Origin of the sequence: Paenibacillus cellulositrophicus, from assembly GCF_009363095.1 — a bacterium.
In the GTDB taxonomy this organism is placed as follows: Bacteria; Bacillota; Bacilli; order Paenibacillales; family Paenibacillaceae; genus Paenibacillus_AQ; species Paenibacillus_AQ favisporus.
Genome location: NZ_CP045295.1, coordinates 2,749,548 through 2,772,142, shown reverse-complemented (window position 1 = coordinate 2,772,142; position 22,595 = coordinate 2,749,548). Strand labels below are relative to the sequence as shown.

Sequence of the window (22,595 nt, the reverse complement as noted above, 5' to 3'; positions counted from 1 at the left end):
GTTGGTATGAATAGGTGATCCGGATTCAAAGTGCTTGTTAGAAAACTTAATTATAAGGAGACGTGAATGTAATGAATCAGAAATTGACAATGAGCACCCGCTCGCTGGAACAGCAAGTCGTGACCAACTTTAGCGGAAGCAACCTGGCGAAGAGTGACTTAGCGGGCGTTACGGCCCATAAAGGACAGTTTAAGGGCAGCGCGCTCGCCGGTTCCGACTTTTCGGGCTCGGATTTGACCGGCAGTACGTTTAATAGAAGCGACGTACGCGAAGCCAACTTTGACGGCACGAATCTGACGGACTGCAGCCTGTCTGCGCTTGACCTGACAAATGCAAGCTTCAATAAGTCGATTCTTGTACGAACCAACTTCAGCAGCGCGAATCTTAACGGAGCCAAATTCACGGGTGTAAGGATGACCGACGTCACGTTAACGACAACGGATCTGAAAACAACGATATTTGAGGACTGTTGGTTTGACGGGGTTGACTTCAAGTACTCCGATCTGAGCGGGCAGCGTTTCGACGGACAGACGTTTATCGGTGTGAAGTTTGACAGAGCGGATTTAAGCAACGCTTCGTTCAAGGGCGCTACATTAAATAATGTTTCTTTCCAACCGGGGTTTACCTTTACTAAGAAGTACTATCGCATGATCAAAACGATCTGCTTTGACGGCGCGACGATGGATAAACTGACATTTGCTGCTCTCAAAGGCATGGATGCCAATTTGTCAAAAGTCACCGTCATTTAAGGGAGGGGATCCGATGCAAACCAAGACCATTCAAGTGAAAGGACTGCAAAAATCCAACAAGCAGCTCCAAGTGCTGAAAGGTGACGTTTCGGAGCCTTCTATAGTGAAAGAACACAAGCGGATTCTTTGATAAAGGAGAACGCCAAGCCGGGAGAGAGTTTGTAGTTTAAACCAATTGGACTGATAAAAAAGTAAAGTGAGGGAAACGAAATGGAAAAGAAAACAACGGAAAATTTTAGTTCGTCAGAAAATATGAAGGAAAAAGGATTCGCTGCCGGGCAGGATCGCCCGGAGCTGCAGAAGGCCATCCAGGAGATCGTCGATTCCGGTTTCCTCGGAGTGCAGCTGCGCGTGCACGATGAGCAGGGCGAGTGGGTCGGCAGCGCCGGGGTGAGCAGATTGGGCGAGGAGGCGAAGCCGCCTACAAACGGGCACTTCCGGATAGGCAGCAACACCAAGACCTTCACCGCGACCGTGGTGCTGCAATTGGTTGCCGAGGGCAAGATCGGGCTGGACGACCCGGTGGTAGACTACCTGACTGAGTTCGGGCTGGACCCGCGGATCACGGTGCGGATGCTGCTGCAACACACCAGCGGGGTGTTCAACTTCACCGGCGAGTACTACGAAGACGGGACGGTCGTGCCGGGGATCCCCTGGCAGGGCCAGGAGTGGGTAGACAACCGGTTCAAGACCTACCGGCCGGAGGAACTGGTACAGCTGGCATTATCCAAGCCGGCGCGATTCGAGCCGGGAACGGACTGGAGCTATTCCAACACCAACTACGTGCTGGCCAGGCTGCTGATCGAGAAGGTCACCGGCAGCTCGCTCGCCGAGGAGATGCAGCGGCTAATACTGGGGCCGCTTGGGCTGTCGGGTACCGTGGTACCAGACACCCAGCCGGAGATTCCCGAACCGCATGCCCACGCCTACTACCGGTACGAGGACGCCGGCGAGCAGAAGACGGTCGACATCACCCGCCAGAACCCCTCCTGGATCTCCACCGGTGGTGATATGATCTCGACCACCCAGGATCTCCACACGTTCATCTCCGCGCTGATGGGCGGCAAGCTCCTCCCGGCCCCGCTGCTGGCCGAGATGTGCAAGCCGTATCCCAAAATCGGCTATGGTTTGGGGGTGTTCGTGCAGAACGCCGGTCCGAACGGCGACGTTACCATCATCACCCACAACGGTGGCATTTCGGGCTACGCGGCATTGATGTACAGCACGCCAGACGGCAGCAAGACCCTGACCGCCTCCGTGAATTATGTGGACGACGCCGCCATGTCCCTGGCAGCGGCGTTCCAGAAGGCGATTCCGAGGCTCGTCGAGGAGGTGTTCGGCGGCGGGCAGGCCGGGTCGGCTGACGCGGCCGAGCCAGCAAGTAAACAAGACTGAGCACCGTGGCCCCGTACGAACAAGAAGCCAGCCGATTCTTTGATCGGCTGGCTTTATTCTACTAACGGGCAGGATAGAGTAATTGTAGAACCGAAATTATTTAATAACTTATTTCTTCAGTAACACATCAGGCCCCGTCTATTTAGGGTGATCAGCGGCGCGTGATGGCACGAATGGTTGCAACAGCTGACAAAGGAGAACCAAACAATGAAAAAGTACATACTTTTCGATCATGATGGTGTTCTGGTGGATACTGAATTCTGGTATTACAAAGCGGGAGAACGCGCTCTGGCTGACATTGGATTTACCTTGGATAAAGATCAGTACCTCCGCGACATGACCCAGTCATTGGGCACTTGGTCTCAAGCTAGGGCGGCGGGTATTGATGAACAGACCATCAGCAAGCAGCGTGAGGTCCGCAACGTCTATTATCAGGAGTATCTAAGAACAGAAGCCATAGAGATTGAAGGTGTAGTTGAAACTCTAGCCGAACTGTCAAAGTACGTCCGCATGGCTATCGTGACGACTGCAAAACGTGCGGATTTTCAGCTTATACATGAAAAGCGCCAGATCATACAATTCATGGAATTCGTCCTTGTTCGTGAAGACTACGAGCACACCAAGCCGCACCCGGAACCATACTTGACCGGCCTAAAGCGCTTCGGAGCTACCAAAGAAGAGACCCTGGTTGTAGAGGACTCAAACAGAGGGCTGAGCTCAGCCGTGGCAGCTGGTATTGACTGTGCTATTGTCCATAACGACTTCACCAAAACACATGACTTCTCACAGGCCAACTATCGAATCAAGACGCTGATTGAACTAAAGGACATCATCCTGAAAGTAAGCTGAGAGACCCTAGAACCTTCGTTTGGACCTGGTAAGGCCGGCAAAAGACGGATTATAGTGATTAATGCATCGGCTTTTCCCATTCACCTTTGATGACTATTCCGGTCTCCTTCGCCGCTGCTTCAAGATCATGGATTTCCTGTGCTGTCAGCGTGATTTCAGCGGCTTTTACAGCATCAGCAATTTGGGAAGTCCTCGTAACGCCGATGATCGGAACGGCTCCTTTCGCAATGGCCCAAGCGATGGCAACTTGTGCAGAATTCGCATTGTGATGATTGCCGATTTCCTTCATAACATGGATCAAGCCTTCCAGTTTCGCAAGCACGTCTTCATCAAACGCCTCTCCTCTTCTGGTGCCGCTGGGGAGAGGATTTTTCGCATTGTATTTGTCAGTTAATGCGCCTTGTTCCAATACCATATAGGAGAAGAACACAATGTTGTTTTCGTTGCAGTAATCAATGATTCCGGCTTCTTCGGACGAACGGTACAGTAAGCTGTAATGATTTTGTACAGCAGAGATTTTCAGCCCTTCTTCAGCCAAAATACTTTGTGCTAGTTGGATTTCCTCCAGAGTGTGGTTGGAGACGCCTGCATATTTTACTTTTCCACTTTTCATGAGCGGAATCAGCTCTCGAGTCCATCTTTTTACATCAAGAGGATTGTGGATCCAATAGATATCCGTCTGGTCCGCGCCGAGCCGATCCAGGCTGCTGTTCAAGCGGTCTTCAACAGGGCCGCCAAGCTGCGGAGTGAATTTCGTTGAGAGCAGCACATCGTCGCGGCCTTTGGTAAACTCGCCCAGAATGCTTTCGGAGGCTCCCATTCCGTACACCGTCGCAGTGTCCCATAAATGGAGTCCGGCTTTCATCGCCGCATCAAAAACCGGTTTTAAGTCTTCCGCGGTAAGATGATTCCCGAAAATAGCATCCCCGCCGCCTTGACCAGTCCCCCATGACCAGGTACCAAGAGCGATGGGAGGAATCATTTCATTTTGCAATTTTACTTTTTTCATTGGTTTCAACACCTTTCTAAATCAATGAAACGTTTAACGCATGAGATAAGAATATCAAGGAGACGAATGAATTTCTTTGCCTACAAGCTCATTTCTATTTGTTTATTTAGCTCATTTTGTTTCTGTACATAACAAAATACCGTTCCGCTGTAAATTCCGCGAAACGGTATCTTCAAATCAGGTGCCTATGCAGCCATTTTTTAGCCCCTTTAGGTTTCCTCCTTCAACCTCAGCTGCCGTCTAAACTCTGAGGGTGGGAGTCCGAATCTTTCCTTGAATACTTTGGAAAAGTGAGCGATATTTTCAAATCCGGTCGAAAAACAGACATCCGTAACAGATAACACGGTTTCCGCTAGCAGCTCCTTGGCTTTATCCAGCCTTCGATTGCGAACCCATTTGAGCGGGGAGGTGTTGTATATTGCTTGAAAATCCCTTTTGAACGCCGCCAGGCTTCTGCCGGACAAATAGGCCAGGTCGTTAAGGGAAACGGGATTCATGAAGTTCTCCTCCATGATTTTTGCAATGCTGCCTCTTTCCTTGCTTATGGGCTGCATCATTTGATGAAACAAACGATCATTCGAATCTGCGATATGAAACAGCAATTCCATCAGCTTTACACGAACCAGTCCTTCTTTGACCTCGTCAGGGTTCTCGAAATAGGGTTTTAACGACTCAATATAGCTTCCAATGCGGTCATTGATCGGAAAGACGGTTATCGGAACAACATCATTCACGAGATAAATGGGTTTTAAACCGGCGAATTTGAGGAATTCATCTACGATCTTCTCGTTTAGGAAAAACATCGTATAGTCGAGGATATAATCGGAATCGGGTTCACCTGCTTTCTCGTACTCGACTCCCGTTGATTTATGAATAAACATCATTTCGTTGCTCCGTATCGTGTATTCTCGATCACCGAAGCGAATGGTATAGACACCCGACTTGACGATTAGCAGAAGATGATCCTGCAAGAAAAAGCTTCCTTTAATGCCTTGCGTGTAAAAACAGAATTCGATAACGGACATCCCATCCAGCTTCAAGCTTCCTTTTTTATTCGGAGACTTTACCAATTCATGAGGCACCCTGACCATTTTGCTTGATCTCATAGTCGTGGACGTCCCCGCCTTACTTGTTCCTGCGATTGCTCTAGTTTCCATTTCATAATCATCCTTTCGGATATGCCCGTCTGCGCTTACCTGTGGAATAATTAGAAGCCGTTTGGACTGTACCTGATAACGATGTGCTTTGGCCGATGTTCAAAGGAACCATCCTCTATGTTTCTTAACAAACTTTTCAACACTTATACGTTTAGTATAACTGGAACCTGGCGAGAAAACTTTGCTGAAAAGCTCAAACGACTTGTTCATTTAGCTCCAAACGAGCAAGTTTTCCTGGATACTGTTTTCGACTATGAAGATGACCGAGGGTTACTACGGAAGATTGAATCGTGCCTGTTAAGGCGGCGCCAGCTCATTTCGTAATTTTCGCTGTTATGACCGTTAAAGGGCAAAGGTTAGACTTTACGGAGGTACAAAGCTAAACTGGCTTCAGGCATTAAGCTAACGGGCAGGATAACGCAACATATAACAAGCCAATTACGTCATAATTTGGAAGGCATATAGTCAAGAAACTCCTTACACATGTCTGATCAGCCTCCAAGACAAATGGAAGGGTGGACATATTATGAACAAAAAATTTGCTTTGTTATTGCTCGTATTGATTGCACTTCTAAGTGGATGTCAACGCCCACCTAAAGCTGAACTTGTTAAAATATCAGAAGAAAAAGCCAAACTGATAGTAGAGCAATATCATGAGAAGAATGACAATTATAGCATTTTTGGTGCAATCAAAATTACTTCTATAAAACATGTTAATAATGAATACGAAGTGAAGTGGGAAAGGAAAAGTAATTGTGAAAACGGGACAGATTATGTAAATGATAAAGATGGGACTATGAGAAACAGCGTAGTCTCTATCTGCTAAGACGCTTTATAATCGATTGAGCTAACTGGGTACAATAGCTCAATAAAGAGCCGATTACTTGGAATCGGCTGCCTTTTCTAAACGAGCAGTAAAGTGTGGTATTAGCCAGAGGGTAACTTCGATTAAAATCAAATTATCCATTGTATCTTTCCTGGGTAACAGATTATGCTAATAGATAAAAATGTGTGGAAAGTGAGGGGTGGGTATGCCATATTTCTCACTCTAGTCTGATACATGATGTATAACAAATACAGACAAGAGGAGAATCAACATGCAATCCGAATTATCTATGATGCGATTAGAAACAGAGCATCTAATCATTCGCCCTTACATCGAAAGTGATTTGATGGAATCGTTTGAGCTGATGCAAAACCCAGAGTTGTTCACTTATATGCGTATGGGAGTTTTATCGTTCGAAGAATATAAAGGCCTATTCAAGTGGCTGATCGACAGTTACAATACGCCCTTTAACATGCCATTTAAATACTCCTTTGCGATTCGAACCAAAGCAACAGACGCTTTCATCGGCTGGTGTGGTGTGGGCGTACTTGATTTAAGTGCTCCTGATAAAGAACTGTATTATTTGATTGGCCGAGACTATTGGGGGAATGGTTATGCAACTGAAGCAGCCTCCGCGTTGACAGCCTATGCCTTTGATGTTATTGGGTTAGACAAATTGTTCGCTAAGGCCAATTCCCAGAACACTGCGTCAATAGGAGTCTTTAGGAAACTAGGCTTTGTATTTGAACGCGAACTTATGGGTTTGACAGGTGATTACGAGGAATGTAACGGTGAGTTATTGCATGTTCTCACAAAGGAACGATTTCGCAAACAGGCAGAAATATGATTGGAGTAATGTCCATCCTGTAAGGGATGGATTTTTTATAAACTTGCCTTGAGAACGGATCATTCCACTACATAAGACGGCTCAATGAAATCATTTGAAGGCAGCCTGTGAATAAGTCGTTATGTGAAAAGCATGCAACGATAAAATCTAATTATGAGGAAGAAAATTTATGAAGGCTAATAAACCCCTAAAGAGAAAATCCTTCGGTTTTATCGTACAAACTGATCAGATGGGAAGAAAAAAATTATTAGTTTACTCGAATGAGCCCGGTGTACAGTTTAGGTTACCTGGTGGAAATATTGAGCCTGGAGAAACGGCTGAAGAGGCTTTATATAGAGAGATGTTGGAAGAGTCTGGGTTGACTTATTTACTGATGAGGAAGAAACTCGGAGTTCAATATTATTACAAAGTATTTATAGATTCAAATGTGGAACGACATGATTTTCTTGTTGTACCAGATAGAAAACTTCCAGAAAAGTGGGAATATATTGGCACAGGAGATGGAGGGGATCAAGGGAGCCAATTTAAATACCAGTGGATTACTAAAGATGAAATTCATATAGTAGATGAAGAATTTAGAAGAGATATTATAAAGAGCTACTTAGAAGAGCTGTTCAGCTAACAAGAAAGAAGCATGCTTATCACATAACATCATATCTACGCTGCGTCGCTAAAACGAAATATCTAATTTAACTACTCACAAACACATGTGGCCACAGAGACTTCACTAAGCTAAAACCAGCTAATATCTTGTCAACATTTTTCTCTTAAATAAAGTACGGGATGACGGTATACTGAAAAATAGGCGCACTAAATAACCTTCTCTGTACATGCTGGAAGGCTGTTCTTGCGGATGAAAAATGTGTTAACTAATCTAAATCGACAAACCTTTCTTGCTTCACTAGAAGGGCATAAATCCAGTGAAGGAGCTTGTTGACGCAGGCAATGAGGGCAACCCGGTAAGGCTTTCCGGCTTCGCGTTTCTTATCGTAATATTCACGTAACCTCTTGCTTCCGGTCTTTTTTAGACCGCATAGTACAGCGAGATATAGGGCATGACGCAGCTTCTTAGACCCGCGTTTGGTAATGCGATTGGTTGTCGCTGTGAACTTACCAGAAGAGTAGACGCTAGGGTCAATTCCTGCGAAAGCTACCAGCTTTTTGGCGTGATTAAACCGATGGATTTCCCCGATCTCGGACAAAATCGTTGCAGCGATTTTGCTACCTATTCCGGGAATCGATTGGATAATCTGATAAGATTCAACTTCTTCAGCAAGGGCATCGATCTGACTTTGCAGGTGGGAAAGATGCTCTTGATATTGAAGAAGTAAGTCAATGAATAGTGCTAAGCTTATTAGATGGCTACTATAACTCACTTTTGGAAATGGATTATTTGCTGCAGCAACCATGATACAGCTTGCTTTGTCACTAGCCCAATGATCAGATCGCCTAGGGCAGAGGCAGGTAATTGTGTGTGTTACGGTTGATACGCCAGCTGTTTGAAATGCCCCAGGAGTCATGAACTGTTTTAGAAGCAGCAACGAAACTTTTGAATAAAGGTCACCGAAAATACCTCTATAATCCGGAAAGACTTGATCTAGAACGGCCTGAAACTGAAGCTTCACCTGTACATACATTTGTGTGAGCGAGTCAAACTGACGCGTTAGATGCCTAAGATTTAGTAGTTGAACCCCTCGTTGCATATGGTCTTCAAATTCCTCTTTGTAGTACAGCTCGCAGAGCCGATAGGCATCGACTGCATCTGTTTTCACTTTCCGTAGACTTGACTTTTTGGCTTGATGTGAAATGAGAGGATTCACAACTAAAAATAGGATACCGTGTTCTTCTAGAAACTGAATTACAGCCTGATGGTAATGTCCTGTCGATTCCAGAATCACAACTGGGGATTTGCCTGCTGTATCCTGTACAGTTGAAACGACATCTAGCAGTTGGCTAAGACCTACTTGGTTATGCTGAAAACAAAAAGGGTGTCCCATGGGCTTGCCTTTGTCTAAGAAAACTTGTCCATATCTTTTACCTTTTGAAATATCCAGACCAATGACTGGATTCATGAAATACTCCCTCCCTTAAAAGTGAAAATGTCGGTACCCCTAAAACACCTCATAGTTCCACAACATCGCTTGTTATGCGAGATCTAGGTCGTCTCAACCAGCTTAAACATGGTTTCTACAAGTAGGGGGCGATCAGTTTTAGCGACGGGTTACAGACCCAGGGGAACGTCCGATCTGCCCGACTACTGAGAAATACACCACCATAACAAAAGTGGTCAACCAGTAAAAACTGGCTGACCTCATAATACGACGGGGAACGATAGTTGAATAAACGAACATTTGAAGAAGCTGCAAGCGCAGATCGGCAGCTTTATTAAGCCTAACGGGCAGTATGGCGCAACTAAGCTTTGATTCAATATTTCTATACTTACAAATTCGTGTAGGGGTGGAATATATGTCGATTCGCTTTAAAAAGTTAAATCAGCTATTCATTATAGTAGCATTATTTATCTTCTTCGCAGGGTGTTCAGAAAAGTCATCTATGCAAGAGAACACAGCGAAAGATGAAGTCTTAAAAATAACAAAGTCACAGCAGTTACAAGAACTTACCTTTGCAGATGGGATAAGTCGAGCAATTATTATTTTCGAAGACGATGCTGCTGACATTCTTATTTATGCGAAGGGGTTAGATTCCAATGTAAAATATAGAATTTCTTTAATAGGAGATAATGGAGCCTCCCCTGGAGTGATGTTTGGTCCCATTGAGAATGTTAAATTAAGGGTGGGATCTCTGGAAGATGAGGTAATGTTTAAGCCGAATTCTGAAGGTGAGTTATTCATGTCAATGCGTAACCCAATTCGAATTTTAACAGCAGCTAAAAAAGAATTGTATTTTAAGATTGAGTCTGAAAATAAAAAAGTAAATATGAAAACCTCTTCATTTCTAGTTAATAAATAAGAGTTAGTGAACAGATCGTCAACAGCGCATTACGCTAACGGGAAACGATAGTGGAATAAAGGAGAGAAGGCAGCTGGTCAGAACGATCAGCTGCCTTTTTTAGCTAACGGATAATATAGCACAACGACTTCAAAGGCAGTGGTTTAGTAAAAATTGTCGGGTGACAGAAACATAGTAACATTAGAAGCCGCTGATTATTCGGCTTTTTTATTTAGGTTATCAAGTTCTTGTCAAAATCCAGTGACAAGAACTTTGTTACATTCCCGATTTAATTTCATCGAGCCAGCAGACGTCTATTTATTAAGTTTAGGGGGAAAGGCGTGTCATATGACATTTTGACACTGTTGTACATAACAACGAGTGCAGTAGGATACAGATGAGAGTTCTGGGAACTAGAATATATCTCATCAGACCAAATCACAAAATATTTAAGGAGAGGATTTTATGAAAAAGAAAATGGGGATCGCAATTGCTGCTTCGATGATCACACTGGCTGGTTTTACAGGAAATATTCATGCAGCTTCGAAAGTAGGTGCTTCTCTTATAGCTCCCTACAACTCAAATCAAAAAGCCGAGCAGATAAAATGGTTAGAAAAGCATGCCATGCCATTAAAGTCAACGGATCCAACAGCATCGCTTCAGGATTTAAGACCGCTTAAGGATATGATCGGATCAGCTACAATTGTTGGTTTAGGCGAAGCGACGCATGGAGCTCACGAAGTTTTTACCATGAAGCATCGCATTGTTAATTATTTGACAGCTGAAATGGGCTTTAAGGCCTTAGTGTTAGAAGAGGGATGGGACAGAGCATTGGGACTCGATCGCTATGTTCTTACGGGTAAAGGGGACCCAAGCCAATATCTAAGTCCTGTATTTAACACGAAAGAAATCATAGATCTGCTTCAATGGATACGCCAATATAATGCTGATCCAAAGCATAAATCCAAAATACGGATCATCGGGATGGATATACAAACCGTAAACGAGAGTGTTTATAACAATATCCTAACGTATGTAAAGAAATACGATCCAAAACTTGTCACTCGTTTCGATCAAAAGATGAAAGGCCTTATTCCTGTAACCAAGGATTTAGATACCTTTGGCGGTCTTAAGAAAGAAACGAAAGCACGGTATGTTTCAGATGCGAAACAAATCAGCGCTTTATTAGAGCAAAATAAAAATAAACTGAATGGAAAATCCCCAGAGTTCGCATGGATCAAACAAAATGCCCGTATTATTGAGCAATTTACGACAATGACAGTTGCATATCCTGATAACTTGGAAGACTTTTATTTGAAACACGATATTGCCATGTATGAGAATGCGAAATGGACAGAAGAACATGTAGGAAAAACAATCGTGTGGGGCCATAATGGGCACGTTTCGAAAACAAATATGCTTCCTTTCGTATACCCTAAAATGGCTGGGCAGCACTTAGCAGAACATTATGGCAAACGGTATGTAACCATTGGAACATCTGTTTTCGAGGGACGTTACAATGTTTATAACACCAGCCAACAATTCGGGCCTTATGGAATCTTAAAATTAAATGACCCGAACAATTTTAATTATACGTTGGGACAAGTCAAATACGACCAGTTTTTTGTTGATTTACGTAAGGCAAGCGGAGTGACTAAAACTTGGCTAAACGAGCAACATCCCATTTTTGCTGGAGTAACAACGGTAGGTCCAGATATCCCAACAACTGTTGATCTATCATTAGGTCAATCATTCGACATCATCGTTCATATTCAGAAAGTGAAGCCATCTCAACTGAATCAATAAAATCTTAAATAAATTATGCAAGCTTAAAAGTCGCTTAGTTGCGGCTTTTTTGTTTTAAGCATAGAGCTTATTTACTTTTTTCCTTGTAAGATAGTAAGAGAATACTTGGGACTGTACATATATACGGATTTATTCTTGTTAATTGATATCCTGAAAAAATAATTCCAATATTGAACGTATAACGTCTAAGTAATTTCTACACCTAATAGATGGAGGGAGACTTTTGTTAATGTAGCTGTATCTGGAACGTATGGTGCTAGTAAGAGTAGCGGCGTAATAGCATCGTATAACACAGGGATCATCCTGAGTTTGAACAATTCTATTGTGCAGTTGGGCATGACCGTAGCTCACGCTCCATTCATTTTGTGTCATATGACATTATGACACTGGCAGATTTGACATCACGAGCAGTAGGATACGTTTACTACTTGCAAAGGATGTGAGCTCTTTGATGGCAAGAACTGTCGCCTGTTTTGTTCAAAACGGCTATTTCCTGCTGTTTACTTTCGTCACCGGATTGTTTTACTTCTGCTTTTATCTGGTTGCCATTATTCTGGGTTTGAGTCTTTCGTTTACTGTCGCGGGCGTTCCTCTCCTGGCTAACGTTTTGCGAACAACGACTGCCTTCCTGCAATTCGAAAGAGTACAAACCAAGATCTATATGGATATCACCACCGAGCCATGTGTTAAAGCCGCCAACCCGAATGTGTCCAACTGGCTTCAAGCGAAAAAGGAGCTGATGAACCGACGCAACTGGAACGCTATTGGCTGGCTGATGTTGAAGTTTCCGGTAGGGATTATAAGTCTGATCAGTGCGACTTTTCTCTACGTGGCGCCGCTTGTATTGATTGTGGCCCCGTTCCTCTATCCGTTTATCAGCCTTTCCTTTATGGGTGCAAAGGTAGACACGGTTGCCAAAGCCGTGATGGTATCGGCCACAGGGGTCGTACTAATGATGGTGAGCTGCAGGCTTGCGGACCGGTTAGCTCGCTGGATAGGCGGCTACACGCGTCTGATGATCAAGCATGTGAACCGGTAGACGAATGCCCGGTTTCGCCTCGTAGGTCGTCGGGGGATTGTTCACTCTATAGCGGTTTACTTTATACTAGTTACGTAATGTCATACTGAAAGTCTTTAGGGGATGATGGTTTTGTTCGATATGGTCAAGCAATGGTACTGGTACGACTGGCTCATGTTCATAATCCGCCTGATATCCAGCATTTCTCTCGCGTTTACGACCATAGGACTGCAACAATATTTCACGCTGCCGATTGTGGTCGTTGTCCTATGGCAGCTGATTGCTTTTTCCGTTCCATGGCTTTGCTTGCAGCTCGATTATAAATACTACTTGTTTACCGAAATCGTAATCTCGGGCGGGTTGTGTTTGTATCTGGCTTCATTTTTTCCGCAAGCCTACATAGCATTCCTGCTGTATGCTTTTTTCATTGCTGCCCACAGCTCTCATAGAACCTATCTCTGGTCAGGGCCAGTATCCATCTTGCTCCTGCCCGCCATAATCAAGCAGCTTGCAGAGCAAAGTGAATACTGGGTCATGGCCGTTCATATCGGGATGGCGTATATCTTCGGATTCTCCTTCCATTTACTCGTGCTCAATCATCGTCAAGGCGAAACGATTCGCGAGCAAAATGCGGTGTTGGAGCAGTACCTGTCCCAAATCGAGCGTATTACGCTTGCCGAAGAACGGAGCCGGCTGTCCAAAGAGCTTCATGATACCGTCGGTCATGCCTATACTTCGCTCATTATGGGGTTGGAAACGTTGCGTCCTCAGATGGCAACGGATACAGGAACCGAAAGTCTCGATTCCATATTGAATCTGGCCCGCCAAAATATGGAGGAGGTCAGAGGTTACGTGCATCAAATCGAATCGCCGCATGAGGGGCTCCCGCTGCTTCAATCTCTGAGGAAGCTGGCGGAGGAATTTCAGGAACATGCCAAGGTGCTGGTTACTTTTCGTGCCTATGGGGAGGAATACCCTGTAATGAAACAAGCGAAGACAGCACTCTACCGCTGCCTGCAAGAGTCGTTGACGAATGCCGTGCGCCATGGACACTCGACAGAGATTAAGGTTTCTGTGCAATTCGAGCCCCGACAGACGAGACTGGAAATTCAAGATAACGGCCGCGGGATGGAGCATGGAAGGGAGGGCTTTGGCCTCAGCGCCATGAAGGAGCGGGCGATGATTTTGCAAGGCCATGTGGCCGTCTATACGGAGCAAGGAAAAGGCACTCTCGTTACATGCACGCTACCCAGACAAACGGAGCTTAAGGATGAAGTCATCCGCCTGTTGGTCGTCGATGACCATCCCGTTATCCGTGAAAGCTTGCGGACTTTGCTGGAGGAGCAGCAGGATTTTCAGGTTGTCGGGACGGCAGAGGATGGCGAGCAAGCGATCGAGCTGTGCAGGCAGGTTAGGCCGCAACTGGTGCTTATGGATGTTGAAATGCCGAATGTGGATGGTATCTCCGCATCCCGGACGATAAAAGAATCGTGGCCCCACATCCGGATTCTGATTCTCACTACGTTTGAGGATACCAAACAGGCTCTGGAAGCAATGCGAAGCGGGGTGGATGGATACCTGTTGAAGTCCATGCAGCCGCTAGAGCTGGCTGAAACGATTCGCACCGTCCACCGCGGGGGCACGCTGATAGAACAGGGCATGTCGCACAAATTATTTGCCCAACTGGAAGCGGACAATAGCGGGGATGATCCTTCGTCAATCAAAGCGTCCTCGGCCTATGATTTAACGTCGCGGGAGCTTGAAATTTTACAGTTCGTGTCCAAAGGGCTGCGATATAAAAGCATTGCTTCCAATTTGTATTTATCCGATGGTACGGTTCGAAACTATGCCTCATCGGCTTATATGAAGCTGGGGGTCCGCAATCGGGAGGAAGCGGTACAAAAAGCCAGGGAGGCTGGGCTTCTGGAATAACCACAAGTTATGTAACCTGGTGACGGGTGCCGATCATAAGGAGTGCATGATCGGCACCCATCATTTCACTAAGGTGCGATATTTTAATGATCTTGGAGCAGTTAGCTGATGGGCCACTGCTTCAACATTCGTTCAAACTAACGACCAGGTTAGTTATAATGTACTCAGCCGTGGGATGTCTGAAATTCCATTGGGGCGACAGCAATTTCTCGGAGCGTTTCATAACATGCGGAAGGAGTATCCCGGGGTAATGGACCCTATGGGATAATCCCTCCGTTAGGGACTACGCTCTTGCTCCGCCGTCCACCGGCAGAACGACGCCTGTCACGTAAGAAGCGCGATCGCTCAATAACCAGGCAGCCGCTTGCGCGATCTCATGAGGATCGGCAGGACGCCTAAGAGGCGTTACAGAGTTGCTTTTTTCAATTATATCTGGAACTTGTGCAACTAACCCCTCGATCATCTCGGTCATGGTGGTGCCAGGTGCAATAGCGTTTACGCGGATACCCGAAGGCCCGTATTCAATGGCAGCCGTCTCGGTCAGACTATTAACAGCCCGTTTGGCGGCACCGTAGACAGACAACCCGGGATTACCTCTGAAGCTGCCCACGCTGCTGTTATTGACAATGGCACCGGTACCTCCAGTATCGAGCATTGCCTTGATTTCCGCTTTCATTGCCACCCAGATTCCTTTGTAATTTACAGCTTGAAGAAGGTCGAAATCTTCTTCTGTGACCTCTGTTAAGGGCGAAAGGGGAGCCCCAATTCCAGCATTATTGAATGCTATATCCAGGCGACCGTGACGCTCAACGGTCGTTTGAACCGCCCGTTCGATGCTGGCGGAATCGGCCAGATCGGCTACAATGTAATCGGCTTTACCGCCTTTCGCGATAATTTCCTCAACGCCAGAGCGTAGAGCGGCTTCTGTTCTTGCGACGAGAGTAACCGCCGCTCCTTCTTCGGCGAAGAGTTTGGCTGCCGCTGCTCCGATGCCGCGGCTGGACCCTGTAACCAGAGCTACTTTATTAATAAGCATTCCCTGAGAATTGTAATTTTTGTGCTGTGTTATTGATTGCATGGCCTGTCTCCTTTAAAGTCGGTAATGGTTTGAAACGTTTCAAACGGAGTTGAAGCGATTTCTATGATTGAGTATAATTTTCTAATACACTTTTAACGAGAGGTTGCTTAATCATAGGTTTCCGAGTAATAGGTTAGGAGGGATTGAGATGAACGATCGCGAGCGCCGTTCGGCTCTTGGTGATTTTTTGCGTAAACAGAGGTCAAGCCTTTCTCCAGAGGATGTGGGTTTGCCGACTGGGTCGCGCCGCCGGACAGCCGGATTGCGCAGGGAAGAGGTCGCACAGCTGTCGAATATCGGCACATCCTGGTATATGTGGCTGGAGCAGGGACGTGATGTCCGTCCGTCAGTACAAGTGTTGGAAAGCCTAGCTGCGGCACTAAAGCTTAATCCCAATGAACGACGCCATCTTTTTTTTCTTGCAGGAGAATCACTTCCTCCTTACTTGTCTCCTCATAAAGAAAGTATCGGGTCAGCATTTCAAAGGATGCTGGATGACCTTACTCCGAATCCTGTATATATTCTGGGAAGACGCTGGGATTTTGTGGCCTGGAATGATGCTGCAAATGAGGTTTTCTCTATTTCCTCGGCAGCACCGCCTCATGAATTCAATTTAATCTGGCGGTTTTTCACCGACCCGGTATGGAAGGGGCGCTTCAAAAATTTCGATCAAAAGGCTACGGGAATGATTGCGGAATTCCACACGGCATCAGCCCGCTACGTTGAAGATTCGTCGTTTGCCGAATTAATAGAAGATCTTAAACGAATAAGTCCTGAATTTGGCCGGCTATGGCTGCAGCATGAAACGCCCGGCTCTCTTGAAGGATTTAAAGAAGTGGAGCATCCCTACATGGGGCACCTTGAGTTTGATCATATTACCCTGCAAATCCCCAATGATCCCGATATGAGAGTGATGATTTACATGCCTCTACCAGCAACAAGATCAAAGCTGGAAAAATATTTGGCAAAGGGATCACCTGCAAAAGAAAGTAAGGGATAACATCATTATCCTAAACGCGGGGGACTTTCGATGTGGGAGTTTTATAATGTCGGAGGACAAGAACGTACACGCATAAGAAGTCGCGGATCCGCGGCTTTTTTTGTTTTAACGATACAAGTTCTTGCCCTCAGCTAGGGACATGAACTTGCATCGTAAGCCTAGACAAGAATGGTTAACCGATGAATTATCAATTACGAGGTTGGCGCTGAAAACGTTACTACAAATCAGTGCCTGCGGCCATAATCTCCCCTCTTATTCCTCGAAATCGGTACCCATCGTTGTTTCTTTCCAATTCTCAATATCGTTAAGTATGTCACCCAATTTTGCGGTCGCTACCGCATATGCGTCTTTGCCCAGCAATAAACGCAATGGCGGATTAGGGAGCTCGGCAACTTGAATGACCACTTCCGCCAGCTTGGCCGGATTTCCCATCTCCTGCCCGCTTGACCTGTTGATCCTTGGTCCGACCGTTTCCATATACGCCGTTATCGCGGTTTGCGTGCGGTTGGCAGATCGTCCGGCCCAATCGGTTCGGAAAGCCCCAGGTTCAATAAGCGTAACATGGATTCCAAGCGGCGCTACTTCCTTTGAAAGGCTTTCGGAAATGCCTTCGACCGCGAATTTCGTTGCATTATAATAGCCAACGGACGGGAATGCGGCCAGGCCTCCGACGGATGAAAAATTAATGATGTGGCCGGAGTTTTGACTTCTGAAATGAGGCAAGACCTCTTGAGTTACCGCCATCAATCCCCAGAAGTTGATCTCGAACATTCTCCGCGCTTCTTCTTCAACGCTTTCTTCAACGGTGCTGAAATAGCCGATGCCGGCATTATTGACAAGGACATCTATTGTGCCGAATTTCTCCAAAGCCTTCTGCACGGTAGCCCGGACTTGAGCTTTATCCGTCACGTCCAGTTGAAGTATCAATACATGCTCCTGATGCTCTGCAGCCAAATCCTCTATTTGAGCCGGGTTTCTAGCGGTGGCAACGACGTTATATCCTGTAGAAATGGCCTTTTTGGCGATTTCTCGGCCAAATCCGGTGGAACAGCCTGGAATGAACCAGGTCTTTTGTTGCGATTGATTTTCGGTCATTTCACTCCTACTTTCTTATCCGATTTGATCTTTTCGAGAGTCGCGATTACATTTCTCATTTTATTGGATCAGCAGCTTGATCGGGTAGCCTAATACTCGTTCGTTATTGCCTAATCCTCCAAAGGTAGATAAAATATTGCGGAACACAGAAATGGTGTTGGATATGGTTTCAAATGTGAGAATATAGAGGTGAAAAAATGGAGATTCGTATATTGGACTCACAGGATGCTGATATATATCGTGAGTTGAGATTAAAGTCTCTGAAGGAAAATCCTGAGGCATTTTTGACTACGTATGAAATTGAAAAAGATAAACCCATTGAGCAGCTACGACGTAATCTCATTGCTTCTGATCATCGATTTACTTTAGGAGCCTTTATCAATGGTGGGCTCATTGGTATCGTAACCTTTGTAAGGGAAAGTAACCCCAAAATCGTACATAAGGGCAATATCTATGCTATGTATGTAACGCCTGAATTTCGAGAAAAAGGAATCGGTAAATCCTTGGTTCAAGAATTGATTAATAAGGCGAAACATTGTGAGGGACTTGAACGAATTAACCTCACTGTCATCTCAAATAATTACGCGGCAAAGCTGCTTTATGAGACTATCGGTTTTGTAACTTACGGAACAGAGCAGAATGCCCTAAAGAATGGATATCAATATTTGGATGAAAATCTAATGGTCTTACGGTTGAACTAACCGGAAACGATAACTCAATAAAGAATTTGGAAGGCAGCCGGTTACTTGGGATCAGCTGTCTTTTCTCCATTAACGGGCAGATTTGCTTAATACGGTAATTGGCGGGATGATAACAACATGGTCCAATTGCCGACGAGCAGCCGCCTGGCCTTCAACATGTAGAAGTAACGGCAGGAGAAATTTACTCCATCACGAATTATTCAGAATTGGTCACTTTGGGGTGTAATTTGAGTTATGCACCATATAGTCCATTCTATCGACAGTTGAATCTCCAAACTCAACTACTGCTTGATAGGTTGAAATCCACGGGTATGCTATGCTCATTTCGTCAGTACGCTTCATCCATATTTGATAAGGAGGTTTTAGAGTGTCAACAGAGAAAAAAGCTGCATACTCCGCGTGGTCAAACATCATGTACTCCATGCAGTTGCATTGGCGGGCGAGGCCGCTTACGTTGATTTGCTGTGCCGTCTCGGTGCTTGTTGGCGTCGGTGTGCCTTTTGTAAGCATCTATATGCCGAAAATTGTCATCGACAACATTACTGCAGGAGTCACACCAAGCGAGTTTATACTGTCGGTGGGCATCATGGCGCTTCTCCTGGCCGTGCTAAACAGCGCTAAAAGCTACGCCGATCTTATCACCAATGAATCTGTAGGTACCATCAGCATATTGAAGCACCTTCAAACCATCATGCATAAGCATCTAAATATGGACTACGAGGTGCTAGAAAGCCCCGGATACGCAAAACTGGGCGAAAAGGCGTGGCGTGCCATGCAAAGCAATCACTCTCCCGCCTCCAACATACCGAGAAACCTATCACAGTTTCTCATGAACGTCTTGGGTTTTCTTGTATATGGAACAGTTATCGTATCGGTACATCCCCTTATTATTCTCTTTCTAGCCATTTCGGCCGGGATCAATTGGCTTGCGCTCTCTCGCGCCCGAAAAGTTGAGAGGGACACGCGAGAAGAGCGGTCAAAGCTTCAAGGCAAACTCTGGTATCTCCAGAAGGTATCGAAAGAACCGTCCGGCGGCAAAGACGTACGTCTATATGACCTCAGCAGCTTAATCCGCGGTATATTTCAAAATGTACTCGGTTCCTCAACCGAAAAAGAGAAAAAGGTAGCGACTGGCGATATGAGGGCTCAGTTATCGGATGCAGTGCTCAGTCTGATTCGTGATGGTGCCTCGTACGCGTTTCTAATTTACTTGCTGCTAAACGGCGAGATGACATTGGGCAGCTTCGTACTCGTATTTGCCGCCATCGGCGCGTTTGCGGGCTGGTTGTCGGGTATACTGACCAGCTCAAGCGAACTGATCCGTGCCTTAAGTGAGCTGTCAGATATACGAGAATATCTGGATGTCCCCGATCTTTCAAATACTGGCGCCGGCCATGCGCTGCCCTCCGGCGATCTTCTTCCTCCCACGATTACATTAAGAAACGTTGGATATACCTATCCGGAGGCAAAGGAACCGACCCTTTGCAGTATCGATTTTGAGATCAAGCCGGGAGAGCGCATCGCCATTGTCGGGGCGAACGGAGCGGGCAAAACGACGCTTATTAAGCTTTTATGCGGACTTTATAAGCCAACATGCGGAGAGATTACGCTTAGCGGCGTCGACATCACACGATATAACAGAGACGAATATTTTTCACTTTTTTCAACGGTATTTCAGGATATTCATCTCTTCTGTTGTGATATTGCCGGCAATATCTCGCAGCAGTCCCCGGATCAGACAGACTACGAGAAGGTAGAGAAATGCCTCGTCATGTCCGGACTTATGGATAAGGTAAGAGGGCTTGAGAAAGGGGAATCAACGCTTCTTGTACGTCGGGTGCACACCGACGCTATCGAACTCTCGGGCGGCGAGAAGCAGAAGCTGGCGCTGGCGCGCGCGCTGTACAAAGACGCGCCGGTTATCATCTTGGATGAACCTACGGCTGCGCTTGACCCGATCGCTGAAAGCGAGATTTACCAGCAATACGCAGAACTGACTGAGGGGCGAACATCGATCTACATCTCCCATAGGCTGGCAAGCACGCGTTTCTGTGACAGGATTCTATTAATCGACGGCGGCGGCATCGCCGAGTGCGGCACGCACGACGAGCTCATGAGATATGGCGGGAAATATGCCGAGATGTTTAACGTGCAGTCTCACTACTATAAGGATGGGGAGGTGACCGATCATGAAGGAGCGTTCCATTTGGCGTAACCTGCGCCGCGGATACGGCATCGTAAATCGCTTGACGCCAACCTACATTCCGCTTACCATCGTCTCATCCTTTATTAAAGCAGTTCAGCCCTTAATGGTGCTCTTCCTATCTGCCCAGATCATAAACGAGCTGGCCGGCGAGCGCGACATCGGGCGCATTACGCTGTATGCCGCACTTACAGTAGGGCTTGCGTTTGCCGGTTCCGCGATTAATGCCACAGTTAACCGCCGGATAACGACCTTAAACAGTACGTTGTGGGCGCGTTTCTACTTTTTCCTGGGCAATCGATATATGCAGCTGAACTACGATCAAGTGGAAGATACGATGAATAATGAAAGGTTAGCGGATATTGAAGCGAAGACGAACGGAAACGGACTTGGCATTCTGCGCCTGCATTACAGTCTGCCGGAACTATTACAGCCCCTTTTTGAACTGGTATTATCTATCATACTAGTTATCGGGATGTTTACGTCCGCATCTTCCTATGAGCAGACGTTTATAACATCACCGTATGCTACCGGTCTGCTGATTCTTCTCATTCTGTCTATGATTCCCTTTACTTATTTACTCAAGAAGAGGGAGGAGAGAATTCAGAAGAAAGTGTTTGAGGATAACCCGAAGTCAAACACCTATGTGCATTTTTTTAACGAATATATGCAGGCAAAAAATGCAGCCAAGGACATTCGACTCTATAAACAGGCTCCCGCGATCGAGGATCACTACAATAAATCGGTTGGAGCGGAGTACTGGTACCGCATTTTTAACTTGATCGGAAAGAACAACGCTTTGGCGGCGGCTATGAATGCCGTACTAGGCGGCTGCGTATACCTCTTTATCGGTCTGCGGGCGCTATATGGCATGTATCCCTTAGGCAGCGTGGTGCAGTATATCGGCGCGGTTACGGGCGTTGTAGGTGCGTTGGCCAAGCTGGTCTCTGTTTTGGGCAATTTTATAACAAACAACCCTTATCTCAGCCTCGTGTTCGAGTATCTCGACCTGCCGGACGACATGCAAAATAGCGCTAGCAGCAGACAAATTCCGCAAGAAGGACTAGAATTTGAGTTTCGTGACGTCTCGTTTAAGTATCCTGGGTCTGACAATTACGCCATCAAGAACCTTAGCATGAAATTTAATATCGGCGAACGGCTTGCCGTCGTGGGGTTGAATGGCAGCGGCAAGACGACGATGATTAAGCTGCTATGCCGGCTTTATGAACCTACAGAGGGCGTTGTCACGTTAAACGGCATCGATATTAGGGAGTACAACTATTCGGCATATATGGGCGTATTCAGCGTTGTGTTTCAAGATTTTAAACTGTATTCGTTCTCACTTGGCCATAACGTTGCCGCATCCGAAAGTTATGACGCAGCATTGGCGGAGGAGTCACTTATCCTGGCGGGGCTTGGCGAAAAGGTCAAGAACATGCCGGAAGGGCTTCAGACTTACCTGCATAAGGATTTCTCTGACGACGGCGTGGAGATTTCAGGAGGCGAAGCGCAGAAGGTAGCTCTCGCAAGGGCGCTGTACAAGAACTCGCCTTTCGTGATATTAGACGAACCTACGGCCGCGCTGGACCCGATCGCAGAGTTCGAGATTTATTCCCGGTTTAATGAATTAATCGGCGGTAAAACGGCAATCTTCGTCTCACACCGGCTCTCGTCCTGCCGATTCTGTCATGACATCGCCGTGTTTCACGAGGGTCGGCTTATTCAACGTGGCTCCCATGACGAGCTAGTAGCCGACCGGGACGGGAAATACGCTGAGCTTTGGAATGCGCAGGCTCAGTATTACGTTGGGGCATAAGTAAGTGTCGGACGACAGGTACATCAATACAAAAGAAAGTCGCATAAACTGCGGCTTTTTATTTTACGTTTCCGGGATCGAATTTACCGGAGCTTTCATACTTCTTGATTCCATCGTAGACTGGGGCAAGTGTTCCAGTCTTTTTTTGTTGCACTCATGGCCATG

General features: G+C 46.1%; 19 protein-coding genes. 14 read left to right on the top strand and 5 right to left on the bottom strand.

Features of this window, described 5'->3' with window-relative positions; all coding sequences use genetic code 11:
- Positions 1 to 71: 71 nt before the first annotated feature.
- The 3 genes from GCU45_RS12500 (at position 72) to GCU45_RS12490 (ending at position 2,993) form a co-directional block, all read left to right on the top strand.
- Entirely contained in the window at positions 72 to 749 is a 678-nt protein-coding gene (locus GCU45_RS12500) for a pentapeptide repeat-containing protein (protein ID WP_244364541.1), read from the top strand.
- Positions 750 to 959: 210 nt separating this feature from the next.
- Complete coding sequence (locus GCU45_RS12495; RefSeq protein ID WP_208837121.1) at positions 960 to 2,144, top strand: serine hydrolase domain-containing protein; 1,185 nt, start codon at positions 960 to 962, stop codon at positions 2,142 to 2,144.
- A 207-nt stretch (positions 2,145 to 2,351) separates the two neighbouring features.
- Positions 2,352 to 2,993 carry an HAD family hydrolase gene (locus tag GCU45_RS12490; protein WP_152399191.1) on the top strand — a complete coding sequence of 214 codons (642 nt, stop codon included), beginning with the start codon at positions 2,352 to 2,354 and terminating at the stop codon, positions 2,991 to 2,993.
- 58 nt (positions 2,994 to 3,051) lie between these two features.
- On the opposite strand, the gene GCU45_RS12485 is transcribed toward GCU45_RS12490, so the two are convergent.
- Complete coding sequence (locus tag GCU45_RS12485; protein ID WP_152399190.1) at positions 3,052 to 4,002, bottom strand: aldo/keto reductase; 951 nt, start codon at positions 4,000 to 4,002, stop codon at positions 3,052 to 3,054.
- A gap of 209 nt (positions 4,003 to 4,211) precedes the next feature.
- A complete protein-coding gene (locus tag GCU45_RS12480; protein WP_244364539.1) occupies positions 4,212 to 5,159 on the bottom strand; it encodes a helix-turn-helix domain-containing protein in 948 nt (315 codons plus the stop codon).
- Positions 5,160 to 5,685: 526 nt separating this feature from the next.
- Here GCU45_RS12480 and GCU45_RS12475 point away from each other — a divergent pair.
- The 3 genes from GCU45_RS12475 to GCU45_RS12465 all read left to right on the top strand — a co-directional run bounded on the left by GCU45_RS12475 (position 5,686) and on the right by GCU45_RS12465 (position 7,454).
- The gene (locus GCU45_RS12475) at positions 5,686 to 5,985 is read left to right on the top strand and encodes a hypothetical protein (protein ID WP_152399189.1); all 300 of its coding nucleotides are present in this window, start codon (positions 5,686 to 5,688) and stop codon (positions 5,983 to 5,985) included.
- A 271-nt stretch (positions 5,986 to 6,256) separates the two neighbouring features.
- Positions 6,257 to 6,832: a GNAT family N-acetyltransferase gene (locus tag GCU45_RS12470; protein WP_152399188.1), complete on the top strand. Its 576-nt coding sequence runs from the start codon at positions 6,257 to 6,259 to the stop codon at positions 6,830 to 6,832.
- 169 nt (positions 6,833 to 7,001) lie between these two features.
- Positions 7,002 to 7,454, top strand: coding sequence for an NUDIX domain-containing protein (locus GCU45_RS12465; protein ID WP_152399187.1), 453 nt, complete (start codon positions 7,002 to 7,004; stop codon positions 7,452 to 7,454).
- Between the two features lie 247 nt (positions 7,455 to 7,701).
- Here GCU45_RS12465 and GCU45_RS12460 read toward each other — a convergent pair whose 3' ends face one another.
- Complete coding sequence (locus GCU45_RS12460) at positions 7,702 to 8,904, bottom strand: IS110 family RNA-guided transposase (protein ID WP_152399186.1); 1,203 nt, start codon at positions 8,902 to 8,904, stop codon at positions 7,702 to 7,704.
- Positions 8,905 to 9,298: 394 nt separating this feature from the next.
- On the opposite strand from GCU45_RS12460, the gene GCU45_RS12455 reads away from it, so the two are divergent.
- The 4 genes from GCU45_RS12455 (at position 9,299) to GCU45_RS12440 (ending at position 14,537) form a co-directional block, all read left to right on the top strand.
- Complete coding sequence (locus tag GCU45_RS12455) at positions 9,299 to 9,802, top strand: hypothetical protein (protein WP_152399185.1); 504 nt, start codon at positions 9,299 to 9,301, stop codon at positions 9,800 to 9,802.
- A gap of 444 nt (positions 9,803 to 10,246) precedes the next feature.
- Positions 10,247 to 11,587: an erythromycin esterase family protein gene (locus tag GCU45_RS12450; protein ID WP_152399184.1), complete on the top strand. Its 1,341-nt coding sequence runs from the start codon at positions 10,247 to 10,249 to the stop codon at positions 11,585 to 11,587.
- A gap of 451 nt (positions 11,588 to 12,038) precedes the next feature.
- Positions 12,039 to 12,626 (top strand): sensor domain-containing protein, encoded by a 588-nt coding sequence (locus GCU45_RS12445; protein ID WP_152399183.1) that lies wholly within the window; start codon positions 12,039 to 12,041, stop codon positions 12,624 to 12,626.
- 120 nt (positions 12,627 to 12,746) lie between these two features.
- Complete coding sequence (locus GCU45_RS12440; protein ID WP_167527272.1) at positions 12,747 to 14,537, top strand: response regulator; 1,791 nt, start codon at positions 12,747 to 12,749, stop codon at positions 14,535 to 14,537.
- A gap of 283 nt (positions 14,538 to 14,820) precedes the next feature.
- On the opposite strand, the gene GCU45_RS12435 is transcribed toward GCU45_RS12440, so the two are convergent.
- Positions 14,821 to 15,615, bottom strand: a complete 795-nt coding sequence (locus GCU45_RS12435; RefSeq protein WP_152399182.1) for an SDR family NAD(P)-dependent oxidoreductase — start codon at positions 15,613 to 15,615, stop codon at positions 14,821 to 14,823.
- A gap of 148 nt (positions 15,616 to 15,763) precedes the next feature.
- On the opposite strand from GCU45_RS12435, the gene GCU45_RS12430 reads away from it, so the two are divergent.
- Positions 15,764 to 16,615 (top strand): helix-turn-helix transcriptional regulator, encoded by an 852-nt coding sequence (locus tag GCU45_RS12430; RefSeq protein ID WP_116233617.1) that lies wholly within the window; start codon positions 15,764 to 15,766, stop codon positions 16,613 to 16,615.
- 252 nt (positions 16,616 to 16,867) lie between these two features.
- Here the strand turns inward: GCU45_RS12430 and GCU45_RS12425 are convergent, their stop codons facing one another.
- Positions 16,868 to 17,710 carry an oxidoreductase gene (locus tag GCU45_RS12425; protein ID WP_152399181.1) on the bottom strand — a complete coding sequence of 281 codons (843 nt, stop codon included), beginning with the start codon at positions 17,708 to 17,710 and terminating at the stop codon, positions 16,868 to 16,870.
- A gap of 197 nt (positions 17,711 to 17,907) precedes the next feature.
- Between GCU45_RS12425 and GCU45_RS12420 the strand changes: the two genes are divergently transcribed.
- The 3 genes from GCU45_RS12420 to GCU45_RS12410 all read left to right on the top strand — a co-directional run bounded on the left by GCU45_RS12420 (position 17,908) and on the right by GCU45_RS12410 (position 22,430).
- Entirely contained in the window at positions 17,908 to 18,411 is a 504-nt protein-coding gene (locus GCU45_RS12420; protein ID WP_152399180.1) for a GNAT family N-acetyltransferase, read from the top strand.
- 367 nt (positions 18,412 to 18,778) lie between these two features.
- Entirely contained in the window at positions 18,779 to 20,626 is a 1,848-nt protein-coding gene (locus GCU45_RS12415; protein ID WP_152399179.1) for an ABC transporter ATP-binding protein, read from the top strand.
- Complete coding sequence (locus GCU45_RS12410; RefSeq protein ID WP_152399178.1) at positions 20,601 to 22,430, top strand: ABC transporter ATP-binding protein; 1,830 nt, start codon at positions 20,601 to 20,603, stop codon at positions 22,428 to 22,430. Before GCU45_RS12415 ends, GCU45_RS12410 begins: the two co-directional genes overlap by 26 nt.
- The last annotated feature ends 165 nt before the right edge of the window (positions 22,431 to 22,595 follow it).